The sequence below is a fragment of the Micromonospora sp. WMMD987 genome (assembly GCF_029581435.1).
Classification (GTDB): Bacteria; Actinomycetota; Actinomycetes; order Mycobacteriales; family Micromonosporaceae; genus Micromonospora; species Micromonospora rifamycinica.
The window spans coordinates 593,417-609,023 of record NZ_CP120861.1 but is presented as its reverse complement, the minus strand read 5'-3'; the positions used below and the strand labels follow the sequence as shown (position 1 = coordinate 609,023).

Below are 15,607 nucleotides of genomic sequence, written 5' to 3'. Positions count from 1 at the left end.
CGCGCGTGGCGTGCCCCTGGGCGATCTTGCGGGCGATCCGGCGGCGAACCTCATGCCGCAGCGGGCCATCGCGAAGATGCGCCCCGCTCGAAAGGCATTTCTTGACCACCTCTGTTGACCCCGGCACCATTCCGTCCGCCCACGACCTTCCGACCGGTGACGCCGCCGGCACCGCCCCGGCCACCCCCGTCGTCGGCTTCGCCGATCTGGGGCTGCCCCGGCAGTTGGTCGACGCCCTCGCCCGGCAGGGCATCACCACCCCGTTCGAGATCCAGCGGGCCACCCTGCCCGACGCCCTCGCCGGCCGGGACGTGCTCGGCCGGGGCCAGACCGGCTCCGGCAAGACCCTCGCCTTCGGCCTGCCGATCATCGCCCGGCTGGCCGAGCGCAACCGGGCCCGGCCGCTGCACCCGCGCGCCCTGGTCCTGGTGCCCACCCGCGAGCTGGCGATGCAGGTCAACGACGCGCTGCTGCCGCTCGGCAAGGCCGTCGGGATCTTCCTCAAGACCGCCGTCGGCGGCGTACCGTACGACCGGCAGATCGACGCGCTCCGGCGGGGTGTCGAGATCGTCGTGGCCACCCCGGGCCGACTCGGCGACCTGATCAACCGGGGCGTCTGCGTCCTGGACGACGTCGAGGTGACCGTCCTCGACGAGGCCGACCAGATGGCCGACATGGGCTTCCTGCCCGAGGTCACCGAGTTGCTCGCCAGGACCCCGGCGGACGCCCAGCGGCTGCTCTTCTCGGCCACCCTGGACGGTGACGTCGACACGCTGGTCAGGCGGTTCATGACCGACCCGGTGACCCACTCCACCGCACCGTCGACCGCCTCGGTGTCCACGATGGACCACCACCTGCTGCTGATCCCGCCGCACGACAAGTTCGCCGTGGCGGCGTCGATCGCGGCCCGTTCCGGGCGGACCATGCTTTTCGCCCGTACCCAGCTCGGGGTCGACCGGCTGGTGGAGCAGCTCGGCGCGGTGGGCGTACGGGCCGGCGGGCTGCACGGCGGCAAGACCCAACGGATGCGTACCAAGACCCTCGCCGAGTTCCGCGAGGGCAGGATGGACGTGCTGGTCGCCACGGACGTGGCAGCCCGGGGCATCCACGTCGACGGGGTCTCCCTGGTGCTGCACATCGACCCGCCGAAGGATCCGAAGGACTACCTGCACCGGGCGGGTCGTACCGCGCGGGCCGGCGAGTCGGGTGCGGTGGCCACGCTGGTGCTGCCCAAGCAGCGGCGGACGACGCTGGCGATGCTGGAGAAGGCCGGCGTGGAGCCGGCCGAGACCCGGGTGCGGGTCGGCGACGCGGTGCTGGCCGAGCTGACCGGTGCCCGTGAGCCGAGCGGCGTCCCGGTCCCGGTCCGCGAGGAGCCCGAGCCGCGTCGGCACGGTGACCGGCCACGCCGCTTCGGCGACCGGGACTCCCGGGGGTACGGCGGCGACCGGGACTCCCGGAGCGGCGGCGACCGGGGCTACGGCGGCAGCCGGAGCTACGCCGGCAGCCGGGACGGCCGGGGTCACGGCGGCGAGCGGAGCTACCCGCGCAGCGGCGAGCGGAGCTACCCGCGCAGCGGCGAGCCGGGGGGCCGGTTCGGGGAGCACCCCGGCACCGACCGGCCGACGGGAGAGCGGCGCTTCGGCGACCGCGCCGGACAGCGACCCGACGCCCGGGGCGACCGGCCCACCGGCGAGCGCGGTTACGGCGACCGGACCGGCAGCGCACGCGGTTACGGCGACCGGCCCACCGGCGAGCGCGGGTACCGCGACCGGCCCGCCGGGGAGCGTGCCTACGGCGACCGCACCCGGACCGACCGGGGGTACGGCGACCGCACCGACCGACGCTTCGGCGACCGGGGCGAGCAGCGCTTCGGCGACCGGGGTGCCCGAGGTGAGCAGTCTGCCGGGGAGCGCCGGTTCCACAGCGGTGAGCCGGGTGGCGCAGACCGTCGGGGCGGGTTCCGTACCGGGGGCTGGGTCCGTGACGACCGGCCGCGCGACGACCGGCAGGGCTTCGGCGGCCGGCCGGCGGCGCGTACCCACTGATCGCACCGATTGTCGACGCCGCCCCGGAGCCCCTGCTCCGGGGCGGCGTTCGCACATGCGCTGCCGTCGGAACCCGGCTGGCGTAACGTCCGGAGCATGCCGAGGTCACTCTTCTGGAGCCGGACGGACACCGCCGGGGCCGAGCACGCCGTCCTCGACGACGGGGCCGGACCCGGGTTCGCCGCGCACGGCACCCAACTGGCCGTCGACCCGATCCCCTACACCTGCCGCTACCGGCTGGCGACCGACGCCGACGGGGGCACCACCTCGCTCGCCGTGGAGGTCGAGGGGGCGGGCTGGTCACGAACGGTACGGCTGGAACGCGGCGCGGACGGGTGGCGGGTGAAGACCGGTGAGCAGGGTGACCTGGACGCGGCGCTGCGGGCTGCCGGCCGCCCGCCGACGGGGTTGCCCGGCATCGAGGACACCGATCGGCTGCACGACGCCCTCGACGTCGACCTGGACGGCTCGGCGCTGTTCAACACGCTGCCGATCCGCCGGCTGGGGCTGGCCGGGGCCGCCTCCAGCACCGCGCACCGGATCACCGTGGCCTGGGTGCTGGTGCCGAGCCTGGAGGTGGTGGCCGGTGAGCAGGTCTACACGGCGCTCGGGCCGGGGCGGGTGGGCTTCGCCAGCGACACCTTCCGCGCCGAGTTGACGGTCGACGACACCGGCCTGGTCCGGCACTACCCCGGCCTGGCCGACCTGAGCTGACCGGGCCGGAGCTGGCCGGGCCAGAGCTGACCGGCCAGAGCTGACCGGCCGGAGCTGACCGGCCGGAGCTGGCCGGGCCGGTCGGAGCCGGTGGGTACTGTCGCACCGGCCGCCCCGGGTCCGGCGGTCACCCCCGCAGGCCGGCTCAGGTCGGCCAGGTGCCGGTGGCCAGGAAACGGTCGATGGTGGCCCGGTAGGGGGCGAGATCGAGGCCCTGCCCCGCCACCCAGTCGTCGTCGTAGTAGGTGTCGGCGTACCGGTCCCCGGCGTCGCAGATCAGGGTGACCACCGAGCCCGTCCGGCCCTGCGCGAGCAGCTCCCCGATCAGCCCGAACGCCCCCCACAGGTTGGTTCCGGTGGAGCCGCCGACCTTCCGGCCGAGCACCGCCGAGCCGGCCCGCATGGCGGCCAGCGAGGCGGCGTCGGGCACCTGGGTCATCCGGTCCACCACCGAGGGGAGGAAGGACGCCTCGACGGTGGGGCGGCCGATCCCCTCGATCCGGGAGCCCCGTCCGGTGCGTACCGACCAGTCGGCGGCCTGCCAGGCCGGATAGAACGCCGAGTTCTCCGGGTCCACCACGCAGAGCTTGGTGGGCAGGCGCTGGAAGCGGGCGTACCGGCCGATGGTGGCGCTGGTGCCGCCGGTGCCCGCGCCGACCACGATCCACGCCGGCACCGGGTGCCGCTCCAGCGCGAGCTGCGCGTAGATCGACTCGGCGATGTTGTTGTTGCCGCGCCAGTCGGTGGCCCGCTCGGCGTAGGTGAACTGGTCCATGAAGTGCCCGCCGCTGTCCTCGGCGAGCCAGCGCGCCTCGACCACCACCTTGGCCGGGTCGTCGACCAGGTGGCAGCGCCCGCCGTGGAACTCGATCTGGGCGATCTTCTCGGGTGAGGTGGAGGCGGGCATCACCGCGACGAACGGCAGCCCGAGCATCCGGGCGAAGTACGCCTCGGAAACCGCCGTCGAGCCGGAGGACGCCTCGATCACCGTGGTCGACGGTCCGATCCAGCCGTTGCAGAGCCCGTAGAGGAAGAGCGACCGGGCCAGCCGGTGCTTGAGCGAGCCGGTGGGGTGCACCGACTCGTCCTTGAGATAGAGGTCGATCCCCCACTGGCGGGGCAGCGGGAACGGGAGCAGGTGGGTGTCGGCGGACCGGTTGGCGTCGGCCTCCACCGAGGCGATGGCCTCGGTCACCCACGCCCGGCTGGCCTCGTCGCACCGGTCCAAGTGAGTCACGCCGGCAACGGTACAAGCGAGGCCGGCTCGGGTTCCGGGCAACCCGGCGACACCGCCGGGGTACGCCGGGCGGCCACGCTGGGCGTACGGCCGCAGGAGGGTGGCCGGCGGGTGCCGTGCCATGCGGTCAGGAGGCCGGCGGGTGCCGTGCCGGGCGGTCAGGAGGCCGGCGGGTGCCGTGCCGGGCGGTCAGGAGGCCGGCGGCTCGATCGGCGGTGGCCGGTTCTCCCACTTCGTCGACAGCGCGATGCCGGTGCGGGTGGAGGCCACCCCGGGGGTACGGCTCAGCCGGACGATCAACTGCTCCAGCTCGGCGATGGTGCCGACCCGGGCCTTGAGCAGGAAGGACTCCACGCCGGCCATGAAGTAGCAGGACTCGATCTCGGGCATCTGCCGGAACGTCTCCAGCACGTCGTCGGTGTCCCCGCCGGAGTCCTCGACGATGCCGATCAACGCGGTCACCCCGAGCCCGATCGCCTCCGGCTCGACCTCGGCCCGGTACCCCCGGATGATCCCGCTGGACTCCAGCTTGCCGACCCGTTCGTGCACGGCGGGCGCGGAGAGACCGACCTGCCGGGCCAGCTCGGCGTACGACAGACGGGCGTTACCGCGCAGCAGTTCGACGAGGCTCCGGTCGATCGTGTCCACGGAGGGTGAGCCTATCCGTTGCGGCGTAACGTCCTACGACCGGCATCCGTTGGACATGACAGTAGGTGACAGTTCGCAGACCGACGGTCAAGGGAGTGTCGCGCCGGTACCATTTACTAACTTCTCACTCCGTGCGTTTTTCGCGTTTGGCGGACAGGCCAGTTCGCTGGTGCTGTAATTGCCATACGTCCCTCATGACGGCTCTGGGCTCGCACCGGCCGGGGGCAGTGTGTTCAGCCGAGGGCTTCGTCGACGCGAGGAGGGGGCTGTGGACACTGGAGATCGCCTGCTGACACCGGGTGAGGTCGCTGCGTTGTTTCGGGTGGACCCGAAGACCGTGACGCGGTGGGCGGCGGCCGGCCGGATAGGCAGCATCCGGACTCCAGGCGGGCATCGCCGGTTTCGGGAATCCGAGGTGCGGGCCCTGCTGGAAGGGGAGGGCATGTTGGACGAGGCGGACGACATGGGCAAACCACGCAATGTGGGGCCTGCCGCCTCGACCGGGCCGGGTCCGGCCAATGCCGGGATGTACTGAATGGTGCGAGACGGGCGCGCGGGCCGGCCGAAAGGTCCGGCCCGCCTCCGGTTGAGCAGCCGAGCGGCGGGTCAGCGGTCGGCGGCTATCTGGCCCGACCAGCGTCGGAACAGGGTGTGCGGCACGCCGAGGGCGTCCAGGACCTTGCCGGCGACGAAGTCGACCAGCTGCGCCGCGGTGGCGGACGCCCCCGCGCCGTAGAAGCCGGGGCTGGCCGGCAGCACCACCGCGCCGGCGTCGTGCAGCGCGATCAGGTGCTCCAGGTGGCTGCGGGTCACCGGGGTCTCCCGGGGCACCAGCACCACCGGACGCCGTTCCTTGAGGTTGACCTCGGCGGCGCGTTGCAGCAGGTCCTTCGACAGTCCGATGGCGATGCCCGCGCAGGCCGCCGTGCTGGCCGGCACCACCGCCATTCCCCGCACCCGGTAGGAGCCGCTGCTCGGACCGGCGGCGATGTCACCGGCGGGCCAGTGCCGTACGTTGTCGGCGGCGAGGTCCCGGCCCAGCCAGCCCGCGAGGTCCTCGGCCCAGTGGGCGTCCCGGAACGGCCGGCCGGTCTCGTCGAGGATGGTCAGCCGGGCGGCCCGGGAGACGATCAGGTCCACCGGCTGCCCCGCATCGAGCAGGCCCCGGACGACGGCCGCCGCGTACGGGGTACCGGACGCGCCGGACACCCCCACCACCCATGGTTCACGCATCCGTCCAGCCTGCCTGGTGTGCCCCGGCAGCCGACGCGCACCCCCGGAAACACCGCCCCCGACCCGACCCACCGGACTGCGGCCCCGCGGGGTGGACCCGGCTCCAGCGCCCAAAACCCACCTAAAGCCCCGAACCCCACCCCACCGGCCGGACCCGGGCGACACGTCGGGCAACGACCTGCGATGCTGCCGTCGGCTGATCCACACCGCACGGGGGAGGCACCGGTCATGGTCAGCGAGGTCCTCTGGTCGTTACGGTCGGCGTGCCCGATCCCGTCCCGGCTCTCCCCGTACGCCGACGGGGTGCAGCAGTGGCTCCTGGACCGGCTGCCCCGGTGGGGTTTCCCGCTCGACGCGGAGGCGATCAGCCGGCTCGACCGGGCCGGCTTCGCCCGGTACGCCGGCCGCCTCTACCCGGACGCCAGCGAGCCGGACCTGCGTACCGTGACCGCGCTGTTCACCTGGTTCTTCCTGGTGGACGACGCCTGCGACGGGCCGGACCGGCTGCCCGCGGAGCAGATCCGGGTGTTACGGGCGGGAGTGCTCACCCTGCTGCACGACGGTCCACGACGACGGCACCCCGGCTTCGGCGGGCCGCTGCGCCGGCTCCTGGTGGAGGCGTGGCGGGCACCCCGACGGCGGATGCCGGCCCGGTGGCGGCTGCGGTTCGCCGACGCGGTCGGCGACCACCTGGACGGCACCCGGCGGGAGGCCGTGGCGAAGGAGAGCGGGCGGGCACCCGGGGTGACCGAGTACGTCAGGCTGCGCCGGGCCACGTCGGCGGCCTACGTGTCGTACCCCCTGATCGAGTTCGTCGGTGACCGGACGTTGCCCGACGCGGTGTACCACCACCCGCTGCTCCACCAGATCCGTGTGCTCGGCAACGACCTGCTCTCCTGGTACAACGACCTCGCCTCGATGGAGCGCGACCGGGCCACCTCGGGCGGGCACAACCTGGTGCTGGCGCTGGCCGCCGAGCGGAGCGTGCCGATGGACACGGCGGTGGAACTCGTCGGCGAGCGGTGGCGGGACACCATGGCCCGTTTCCAGGCCCGGCGCGCGGCGGTCCCGTCGTTCGGCCCGGGGCTGGACGAGGCCGTCACCGCCCACCTCGACGGGGTCGCGAACGCGGTGCGCGGCACCATCGACTGGACCCTGGAAAGCGCCCGCTACCCCACCCGCCCCTGACCCCGCCCCGCTCGGCCCTCGCCTGCGCCCGATGGCCGTGGGGAAGGGCGGCGATCAGGGGCGGAGATCCAGGCGGAGCAGCAGGTCGAGCAGGGCGAAGGCGAACAGGGCGATGCCGACGAAACCGTTGGCGGTGAAGAAGGCCCGGTTGACCTTGCTGAGGTCGGTCGGGGTGACCACCACGTGCTGGTAGCCGAAGGCGACCGCGGTGAGCGCCAGCCCGATCCACCACGGCCAGCCGAAACCGACCAGCGCGCCGAACCAGATGAACATTGCGAACGTCACCACGTGCGCCACGGTGGAGGCGTGCAGGGCGAAGCGCCGGCCGTAGCGGGCGGGGACACTGCGTACCCCGATCCGCCGGTCGACCTCGTCGTCCTGGCAGGCGTAGATCAGGTCGAAGCCGCCGATCCACAGCCCGACGGCCGCGCCGAGCAGCCAGGCCGGCCCCGAGCCGGCGAAGGTGCCGGTGACGGCGAGCCAGGCGCCGACCGGGCCGACCGCCTGGGCGACCGCCAGGATGGCGTGCGGCCAGTCGGTGAACCGCTTGCCGTAGGGGTAGACCACCAGCGGGATCACCGCGAGCGGGGCGAGCACCAGGCAGAGCGGGTTGAGCAGGGCGGCGGCGGCGAGGAAGACCACCAGGGCGACGGCCGCGCCGGTCCAGGCCGTCCGCACGCTCACCGCCCCGGTGACCAGTTCCCGGCCGGCGGTACGCGGGTTCCGCGCGTCGATCCGCCGGTCGAGGATCCGGTTGGCCGCCATGGCGAACGTCCGTGCCCCGACCATCGCCACGGTGATCAGCAGCAGGTCGAGCCAACGTACCCGACCGCCGTTGACCTGCATCGCGGTCAGCGCCGACAGGTAGGCGAACGGCAGCGCGAAGACGGAGTGCTCGATCGCGACGAGCTTGAGGAAGGACGTGACCCTGCCGGGGCGGGGGGCCGGCGCGACGGCGGTGGCCATCAGATGCCGTACTCCTTCCAGCGCTTGTCGACCAGGGCGGCGACCTCCGGCGACATGGTCATCTCCTCCGGCCAGCCCCGGGTGTAGCCCTCGGTGGGCAGCTTGCGGGTCGCGTCGACGCCCACCTTGCCGCCCCAGAACTGCTGGTAGGACGAGTGGTCGAGGTGGTCCACCGGCCCCTCGGTGAGCAGCAGGTCGCGGGCGTAGTCGACGTTGCCGAAGGCGCGGAAGGCGACCTCGTGGTAGTCGTGCACGTCGCAGTCCTCGTCGACGATCACGATCAGCTTGGTCAGCGACATCAGGTGCGCGCCCCAGATCGCGTTCATCACCTTCTGCGCGTGCTTCGGGTAGCGCTTGCGGATCGACACGATGGCGCAGTTGTGGAACACCCCGGCGGCCGGCAGGTCGTAGTCGACGATGTCCGGGATCATCAGCTTGAGCAGTGGTTGGAAGATCCGCTCGGTGGCCTTGCCGAGGCCGTGGTCCTCCTGCGGCGGCTTGGACGTGACGATCGAGTGGTAGACCGGCTTGCGCTGCATGGTCATCGTCTCGACGTGCAGCACCGGGAACGGCTCGACCGGGGTGTAGAAGCCGGTGTGGTCGCCGAACGGCCCCTCGGGCAGCCGCTCGCCGGGTTCCAGGTAGCCCTCCAGGACGATCTGCGCGTGCGCCGGCACCTGCAACGGGACGGTCAGGCAGTCGACCATCTCGACCCGCTCGCCGCGCAGGAACCCCGCGAACAGGTACTCGTCGATGTCGCCGGGGAGCGGGGCGGAGGCGGCGTAGCTGACCACCGGGTCGCAGCCGATGGCGATGGCGACCGGGAGCCGCTGGCCGAGCCGTTCGGCGACCGCGTGGTGGGCGGTGGAGTCCTTGTGGATCTGCCAGTGCATGCCGAGCGTGTTGCGGGAGTGCTGCTGGAGGCGGTAGAGCCCGAGGTTGCGCTTGCCGGTCTCGGGGTGCTTGGTGTGGGTCAGCCCGTAGTTGTGGAAGATCCCGCCGTCGTCGGGCCAGACCTGGAGGCCGGGCAGCCGGCCCAGGTCGACGTCGTCGCCGGAGTAGACCACCTCCTGACAGGGGGCGGTCTTGACCTTGCGCGGCGGCACCGACTTGAGCTGCATGACCTTGCCGAGGCCCTCCCGGATGCCGGACCAGCCGACCGGCAGCTCCGGCTTGATCAGCGCGCCGATCCGGGCGCCGATCTCGTCCAGCGAGTCGACACCGAGCGCCATCGCCATCCGCTTCTCGGTGCCGAACAGGTTGATCGCCACCGGCATCTCGCCCCGGGTGGGCCGCTCGAACAGCAGTGCCGGCCCGCCGGCCCGGACCGTCCGGGTGACCACCTCGCTGATCTCCAGGGTGGGGTCCACCGGGACGGTCACCCGCCGCAGCTCGCCCGCGCGCTCCAGCGCCGCGAGAAAGTCCTTGAGATCGGTGTACGGGAAGCCACGTGCCGCCATACGGCCAGTCTCCCGCACCCCGGCCGGCAGCGCCCACGCCGGGTACGCCCCAGCGGTGTGCGCCTCCCCACCCGGACCGGCACGCCACCCCACCCGGGCTGACCGCCACCTGCACGGACGGACCGCCACCCCGCACGGACGGACCGCCACCCCGCTCAGAGATCTTGGAAGGAGACGGCCCCCATAGGGGCCACTTCCTGCCAAGATCTCGGAGACTTCGGCGGCGTTCGCCGAAGGGTTACGCCACGTCCGCCCGGCCTTCGGTGGTTCGGGTGGCGACGACACGGCGCAGCACGTCGAGGGCGTGCTCGGCTTCGTCGTGGCTCACCGGCTCGGTGCCTGGCCGGGATGTTGTACACCGCCGTCGAGGACCTGGACCGGCTCCACCCCACGACACCCCGAAACCCGGCGCGCTGTACGAGCGCTTCCTCGGCTGGACCACCCGCGCCTGTCGGTGAACTGTGGTTTCCGGTCAGCCGGTGGCGCGAAACTACGGCCTTCTTCTCGTTCTGCGCACCTCGCGCCAGATGCCCACTCTGCCACCCCCGACCCTGGACCGCTTCCCGGTCAGGCCGCCGGCTCCCAGGCGTACGCGGTCAGGGGCGGGTCGAGCGGGGCGCGGGTGAGCCGGTTGGCGAGGGTCGAGATGGTGTACGTCCCGACCCCGAGCACCACGTCGAGGGCGTGCCGGGGCCGGTAGCCGGCGTCGAGGAAGGCGGCCAACTCGTCGTCCGGGACGTCACCGGTGTGGTCGAGGACGGCGAGAGTGAACCGGCGCAGCGCCGCCAGCCGGGGTTCGGGCAGCTCGGTGCCGCCGCGCAGCGCGGCGATCAGTTCGGTGGCGACACCCAGCCGGTGCAGCGTCGCGGTGTGCATCGCCACGCAGAGGTGGCACCGGTTGCGGGTGGCGACCGTCAGCACCACCACCTCCCGCTCGACCGGCGCGAGGTCGGTGGCCTCGAAGGTGGCGGAGGCGGTCAGGAACCCCTTGAGCAGTTCCGGGGAGTCGGCCATCAGCCCGACCGCGGCGGGCAGGTGGCCGAGCCGGCGGTGCACGCCGGCCATGGTCGTGCGGGCCGGGTCGGGCACGGTGTCGAGGGTGTGGACGGTGAAGGTCGGTCGGGACATGACGGTACCCCTCACGTACGATAGTCAACGTGGTTGTCGAAACAGTAAACCAGGTTGTCGAAGATGTCGACGGGTGACCCTCAGCGCCCCGGTTTCGTGCTGCCGCTGCTGCTGCTCGCCGGTTTCCGCAGCCTCGTCGACGACCTGCACGCCGAGTTGGCCCGGCAGGGGCACCCCGAGCTGCGGCCGGCACACGGCTTCGTGCTCCAGGCCGTCGGCGCACAGGGCACCACCGCGTCCGACCTGGGCCACCGCCTCGGCGTCTCGAAGCAGGCCGCCGGCAAGACCGTCGACCGACTGGTGACCCTGGGCTACCTGGAACGCGCCGACGACCCGACCGACGCCCGACGCAAGCTGATCCGGATGACGGACAAGGGCGTCGACGGGCTGCGCCGCTCGGCGACGGTCTTCGACACGCTACGGGAGCACTGGGTGGCCCGGCTCGGCGCGGATCGGGTGGCCGCCCTGGAGGACGACCTCCGCGCGGTCACCCCGCCGGACACCTTCCGCCTCGACGTCCCCGGCTGGTTCGGCAGTTGAACGAGCCACCGCACCGATCGGGGCAACGGGCGCCCGGCCGGCACACGCATCCTCCGCATTTCTTATAACTACACTTCTTAGAGATGTAGTTATACGTTTTGCAGACGGTGCGGGGTCGACACACCGGGTTCCTCCGGCCGAGGATGGACGCATGGACGACGCGTACACGGTGGGCGATCCGGACGGTCTCTCCCCGCTCCAGCGGGAGATCCGGGACGCGGTGGCCCGGGAGCTGCACGCCCAGTTCGCCCTACGGGCCGATCACCTCGACCTGGCCGACCTGCCGGAGGTCGCCTACCAGGTGACCCTGGGCGTCGACCGGGTGCTCACCGGCCGGCTCACGCCACCCCGGCGTACGAGTGCAGGCCGGTGAAGAAGAAGTTCACCCCGAACAGGTTCATCAGCACGGTCAGGAAGCCGAGCACCGCGATCCAGGTCGCCACGTTGCGCTTGACGCTGGGCGTGGCGCGGGCGTGCAGGTAACCGGCGTAGACCACCCAGGAGATGAACGCCCAGGTCTCCTTCGGATCCCAACCCCAGGCCCGGCCCCAGGCCGCCTCGGCCCAGATCGCGCCCGCGATCACCGCGAAGGTGAAGATCGGGAACGCGAAGGCGTGCAGCGCGAAGGTCAGCCGCTCCAGGTCGGCCGCCCCGGGCAGCCGCCGGGCCAGCGTGTACGGGAAGCTACGCCGCCCCTGCTCGTAGCCGTTGCGCAGCAGGAACGACACGGCCGGCACCACGCCCAGCAGGAAGATGCCGGAGGAGAAGACGATCGTCGACACGTGGATGATGAACCAGTACGACTGGAGCGCCGGCATCAGCGGCACCACGGGGACGTAGAGCTTCAGCTCGGCGAAGGCCAGCAGCAGCACCATGACCAGGGTGAGGAACAGCCCGAGCCGGCGCAGCGACGGCCGCTTCCAGAGCACCACGAGCCAGGCGGCGGTCCCGATCCAGGTGACCGTCAGCACGAACTCGTACATGTTGCCCCAGGGCATCCGGTCGGCCGCGATCCCCCGGGTGACCAGTGCGCCGAGGTGCAGCGCGGCGGCGAGGACGGTCAACCAGGCGGCGATCCGCCCGGCCAGCCGGGCCCGCCCCGCCGACCGGCTCGGCCGGCTCGACGGCGGCACGCTGGTGGGGGGCCTGGTCGCGGGGGTCGCGGTCGCGGCGTCGACCTTGTCGACACCCGGGCCACCGACGCCCGCGCCGACCAGCTCCCGCGCCGGGGCGACCCGGGCCGCCACCGCACGGACGTTACCCAGGGCGTACTCGACGGCGTGGCTGATCATCGCGACCAGGTACACCAGGATCGCGAACGTCACCAACTGGTCGGAGACTGCGGACATCACTCGACTCCCTCTCGCGCCGGCCGGTCGGGCCGCCCGTCGTCGCGTACCGCCGCGACGAGAGACGCGAACTCGTCGGCGAACCCTGGATGCTCGGTGCGCGGCAACCCACCGGCCGCCACCAAACTACTACCGCCCGTCGGAGATCCACTGTCGGGGGGCGTCACCCGGAACCAGACCCGCCGCCGGCGGCCGAACAGCGAGCCCATCAGCCCGACCAGCAGCACCACGCAGGCACCCAGCATCAGCTCCTCGCCCGGGTCGTGCCGGACGGAGAGGGTGACGTACCGCTTGGTGCCGAGGAACTCCAGCCTGCTGCCGTCGTCCAGGGTCCACGTCTCGCCCGGCGCGAGCTTCCTGTCGCCGACCTGCTTGAGCTTGCCGCTGGTCACCTGCCGCTGGTCGAGCTGGTAGACCGAGCCCGGGATGCCGGCGTCCAGCCCCAGGTTGCCCCGGTAGGCGGCCAGCACCACGGCCGGGTTGCGCTCCTCGGGGAACCGCGACGACGCGAACGGCCCGGTGTCCGGGGCGGTCGGCAGGTAGAGCCCCTCGAAGGCGACCTGCTGGTCGGCGTCCCGCCGGCCGGTCGCCGGGTCGACGTTGGCGTCCGGGAAGGCGGCCACCCCCTCGCTGGTGAGGTTGGCGTCGCCGCTGGTCAGGAACGGCACCGTGCTGGTCTGGCTACGGCCGTACCGGTCGGTGTACCTGAGGATCGGGGCGTAGCCGTGACCCAGCAGGTAGACGTTGGCGGAGCCCAGCCGTAGCGGCGAGTTGACCGAGAAGTCGGCGGTCCGCCGATCCGAGCCGTCGGGGCGGTCCACGGTCACCGTGGCGCGGTAGCTCTCCGGCTGCCCGGACGGCAGGAACCGGGCGTCGAAGTCGTCCAGGGTCAGGCAGAACGGCGGCAGGTCGGCGCTGTCCACGCGCGGGCCGAGCTTCGCCTCGGCGTACTGCTGGCGGGTGTTGCAGAAGGCCTCGTCGGCGACGAGCAGGCGGTTGCCGTGCCAGCCGTACCACGAGCCGAGCGCGACCCCGATCAGCACGGCGACCAGCGAGGTGTGGAACAGCAGGTTGCCGGTCTCCTTGAGGTAGCCCTTCTCGGCGGAGACCTCGTCGCCGCGCACCTGCACCCGCCACCGGCGGCGACGCAGCACGGCGGCGATGGCCTGCGGGTCGGCGGCCCCCGGCGCCTCCAGCACGGTGTGCTGGGGCAGCCGGTCCAACCGCTTCGGCGCGGCCGGCGGCCGGGACCGCAGCGCCCGCAGGTGGTCGCGCATCCGGGGCAGGATGCACCCCACCAGCGAGGTGAACAGCAGCAGGTAGATGGCCGAGAACCAGACCGAGCCGAACACCTCGAACGCGCCGATCCGGTCGAGCTGCGGGGCCAGCTCGGGATGCTCGACGAAGTACCGGGCGACGTTCTCGGGGTTGACCCCGCGCTGCGGCAGCACCGACCCGGGAATGGCCGCGACCGCGAGCAGGAACAGCAGGATCAACGCGGTACGCATGCTGGTGAGCTGCCGCCACGAGTTGCGCAGCAGGGCCAGCAGCGGGTTCGGCCGGCGGCGCGGGGCCTCGGCCGCTGGGCTGGCCGGCCGGTCCTCGACGGTCGTCATCAGATGCTCACCTCGCCGGGGCCGACGGTCGTCTGCAACCAGATCACGAAGTCCTGCCAACCGCCGGTGACCAGCGCCAGGCCGATCAGGATCAGCAGCACCCCGCCGGTCCGGGTCACCCACCGGCTGTTGCGCCGGACCGCCCGGAACACCCCCAGCAGCCGGTGGAAGCCCAACCCGAAGACCACGAACGGCAACCCCAACCCCAGGCAGTACGCCACCGCCAGCACCACCGCCCGGTCGGTCTGCCCACCGGTGGCGGCCATCCCCAGCACCGCACCCAGCGTCGGTCCGGTGCACGGCATCCAGCTCAGCGCGAACACCGCCCCGAGCACCGGCGCACCGAGCAGCCCGGCGGCCGGTAGCCGACGGATGCGCAGCTCCCGCTGCATCCCGGGGAGCACCCCCAGGTAGCTCAGCCCGAGCAGGACGATCAGCGCGCCGATGACGACCTGGAAGGTCCGCTCATACTCGAAGAAGATCCGGCCGAACCCGGCGAAGAGGATCGCGGTGGCGGTGAAGACGACGGTGAAGCCGGCGATGAACAGCAGCGTCCCGGCCAGCACCCGGCCCTTGACCGCCGCCACCGGCCGGGCGGCCGTCCGGGTGGCCACCGCCACCCCGCCGGCCGGGCGGCCACCGGGGGCCGGGTCGCCGTCACCCGGGGCCGGGTCACCACCGGTCGGGACCGGGTCGCCGTCGCCCGGGTCACCGACGGTCGGGGAGGTCGGTCGGGCCCGGCCCTCCAGGTCGGTGCCGGCCAGGCCGGTGACGTACGACAGGTAGCCGGGCATCAGCGGCAGCACGCACGGGGACAGGAAGCTGACCAGCCCGGCGAGCGCCGCCGCGCCGATGGCCAGCAGCAGCGGGCCGGACTGGGCGAGTTCGCGGAACGTCTCGCCCATCAGCGGGAACCGGTCGACGCCGGCTCTTCGGCGGCGATCCGCTCGACGATCGGCCGCAGCCCGTCGGTGGTGACGGCGGCCCGGATCACGGTGGCGATCCGGCCCTGCCGGTCCAGCACGACGGTGGCCGGGATGGTGTTCGGCGGGATGTCCAGCGCCAGAGCCAGCCGGCTGGCCGGGTCGAACAGGCTCGGATAGGTCACCCGGCCCTCCTCGAAGGCGACCGCCTTGTCCCGGCTGTCCTGCACGTTGATGCCGAGGAAGGTCACCCCGGAACTCTTGGTGGCCTGGTAGGTGGCCTCCAGGTCGTCGGCCTCGGCCCGGCAGGGCGCGCACCAGGAACCCCAGAAGTTGAGCACCACCACCTGGCCCCGGGCCTGGGTGGTGTCGTACCGGCCGCCGGTGAGCAGGTCACCGGCGATCGTCGGGGCGGCGGAACGTTGGTCGGGGGCGCACTCGACGATGCCGCCGTCGTTGGCGCACCGGCTCTCGTCGGTGCCGGAGGAGCAGCCGACCAGCGCCGCCCCGGCGGTGACGGCGGCGAGCAGGACGGCCAGCGGCCTCCGGAAGCGCAT

The 15,607-nt window shown here is 72.7% G+C and carries 16 protein-coding genes; 6 read left to right on the top strand and 10 right to left on the bottom strand.

Annotated features, from left to right (window positions below; genetic code table 11):
* The first annotated feature begins 206 nt into the window (after positions 1 to 206).
* Both O7612_RS02745 and O7612_RS02740 read left to right on the top strand, forming a co-directional pair.
* The gene (locus tag O7612_RS02745) at positions 207 to 2,048 is read left to right on the top strand and encodes a DEAD/DEAH box helicase (protein ID WP_282273771.1); all 1,842 of its coding nucleotides are present in this window, start codon (positions 207 to 209) and stop codon (positions 2,046 to 2,048) included.
* 96 nt (positions 2,049 to 2,144) lie between these two features.
* Positions 2,145 to 2,762: a putative glycolipid-binding domain-containing protein gene (locus tag O7612_RS02740; protein WP_282270166.1), complete on the top strand. Its 618-nt coding sequence runs from the start codon at positions 2,145 to 2,147 to the stop codon at positions 2,760 to 2,762.
* 145 nt (positions 2,763 to 2,907) lie between these two features.
* On the opposite strand, the gene O7612_RS02735 is transcribed toward O7612_RS02740, so the two are convergent.
* Both O7612_RS02735 and O7612_RS02730 read right to left on the bottom strand, forming a co-directional pair.
* A complete protein-coding gene (locus O7612_RS02735) occupies positions 2,908 to 3,999 on the bottom strand; it encodes a PLP-dependent cysteine synthase family protein (protein ID WP_282270164.1) in 1,092 nt (363 codons plus the stop codon).
* Positions 4,000 to 4,188: 189 nt separating this feature from the next.
* The gene (locus O7612_RS02730; RefSeq protein ID WP_282270162.1) at positions 4,189 to 4,647 is read right to left on the bottom strand and encodes an Lrp/AsnC family transcriptional regulator; all 459 of its coding nucleotides are present in this window, start codon (positions 4,645 to 4,647) and stop codon (positions 4,189 to 4,191) included.
* A 268-nt stretch (positions 4,648 to 4,915) separates the two neighbouring features.
* Between O7612_RS02730 and O7612_RS02725 the strand changes: the two genes are divergently transcribed.
* A complete protein-coding gene (locus O7612_RS02725; protein ID WP_084261470.1) occupies positions 4,916 to 5,182 on the top strand; it encodes a BldC family transcriptional regulator in 267 nt (88 codons plus the stop codon).
* A 71-nt stretch (positions 5,183 to 5,253) separates the two neighbouring features.
* Here the strand turns inward: O7612_RS02725 and O7612_RS02720 are convergent, their stop codons facing one another.
* Positions 5,254 to 5,880, bottom strand: a complete 627-nt coding sequence (locus tag O7612_RS02720) for a UbiX family flavin prenyltransferase (RefSeq protein ID WP_282270160.1) — start codon at positions 5,878 to 5,880, stop codon at positions 5,254 to 5,256.
* Positions 5,881 to 6,108: 228 nt separating this feature from the next.
* Here O7612_RS02720 and O7612_RS02715 point away from each other — a divergent pair, with 228 nt between their 5' ends.
* A complete protein-coding gene (locus O7612_RS02715; RefSeq protein ID WP_282270159.1) occupies positions 6,109 to 7,068 on the top strand; it encodes a terpene synthase in 960 nt (319 codons plus the stop codon).
* Positions 7,069 to 7,122: 54 nt separating this feature from the next.
* On the opposite strand, the gene mqnP is transcribed toward O7612_RS02715, so the two are convergent.
* The 3 genes from mqnP to O7612_RS02700 form a co-directional block, all read right to left on the bottom strand.
* Entirely contained in the window at positions 7,123 to 8,034 is a 912-nt protein-coding gene (mqnP, locus tag O7612_RS02710; RefSeq protein WP_282270158.1) for a menaquinone biosynthesis prenyltransferase MqnP, read from the bottom strand.
* Positions 8,034 to 9,494 carry a menaquinone biosynthesis decarboxylase gene (locus tag O7612_RS02705; protein ID WP_282270157.1) on the bottom strand — a complete coding sequence of 487 codons (1,461 nt, stop codon included), beginning with the start codon at positions 9,492 to 9,494 and terminating at the stop codon, positions 8,034 to 8,036. Before O7612_RS02705 ends, mqnP begins: the two co-directional genes overlap by 1 nt.
* A 567-nt stretch (positions 9,495 to 10,061) precedes the next feature.
* The gene (locus O7612_RS02700; protein ID WP_282270156.1) at positions 10,062 to 10,622 is read right to left on the bottom strand and encodes a carboxymuconolactone decarboxylase family protein; all 561 of its coding nucleotides are present in this window, start codon (positions 10,620 to 10,622) and stop codon (positions 10,062 to 10,064) included.
* A gap of 63 nt (positions 10,623 to 10,685) precedes the next feature.
* On the opposite strand from O7612_RS02700, the gene O7612_RS02695 reads away from it, so the two are divergent.
* Together O7612_RS02695 and O7612_RS02690 are read left to right on the top strand one after the other, a co-directional pair.
* Entirely contained in the window at positions 10,686 to 11,162 is a 477-nt protein-coding gene (locus O7612_RS02695) for a MarR family winged helix-turn-helix transcriptional regulator (RefSeq protein ID WP_282270155.1), read from the top strand.
* 151 nt (positions 11,163 to 11,313) lie between these two features.
* On the top strand, positions 11,314 to 11,535 hold the full coding sequence (locus tag O7612_RS02690) for a hypothetical protein (RefSeq protein ID WP_067312258.1): 222 nt from the start codon (positions 11,314 to 11,316) through the stop codon (positions 11,533 to 11,535).
* On the opposite strand, the gene ccsB is transcribed toward O7612_RS02690, so the two are convergent.
* From ccsB to O7612_RS02670, 4 genes are read right to left on the bottom strand one after another with little or no spacing between them, the layout of a single operon-like run.
* Positions 11,501 to 12,511 carry a c-type cytochrome biogenesis protein CcsB gene (gene ccsB, locus O7612_RS02685; RefSeq protein ID WP_282270153.1) on the bottom strand — a complete coding sequence of 337 codons (1,011 nt, stop codon included), beginning with the start codon at positions 12,509 to 12,511 and terminating at the stop codon, positions 11,501 to 11,503. The two genes, O7612_RS02690 and ccsB, sit on opposite strands and share 35 nt — an antisense overlap.
* Positions 12,511 to 14,127 carry a cytochrome c biogenesis protein ResB gene (locus tag O7612_RS02680; protein WP_282270151.1) on the bottom strand — a complete coding sequence of 539 codons (1,617 nt, stop codon included), beginning with the start codon at positions 14,125 to 14,127 and terminating at the stop codon, positions 12,511 to 12,513. Before O7612_RS02680 ends, ccsB begins: the two co-directional genes overlap by 1 nt.
* On the bottom strand, positions 14,127 to 15,032 hold the full coding sequence (locus tag O7612_RS02675; RefSeq protein WP_282270149.1) for a cytochrome c biogenesis protein CcdA: 906 nt from the start codon (positions 15,030 to 15,032) through the stop codon (positions 14,127 to 14,129). The genes O7612_RS02680 and O7612_RS02675 overlap by 1 nt, the downstream gene beginning before the upstream one ends.
* Positions 15,032 to 15,607, bottom strand: a complete 576-nt coding sequence (locus O7612_RS02670) for a TlpA disulfide reductase family protein (RefSeq protein ID WP_282270147.1) — start codon at positions 15,605 to 15,607, stop codon at positions 15,032 to 15,034. Before O7612_RS02670 ends, O7612_RS02675 begins: the two co-directional genes overlap by 1 nt.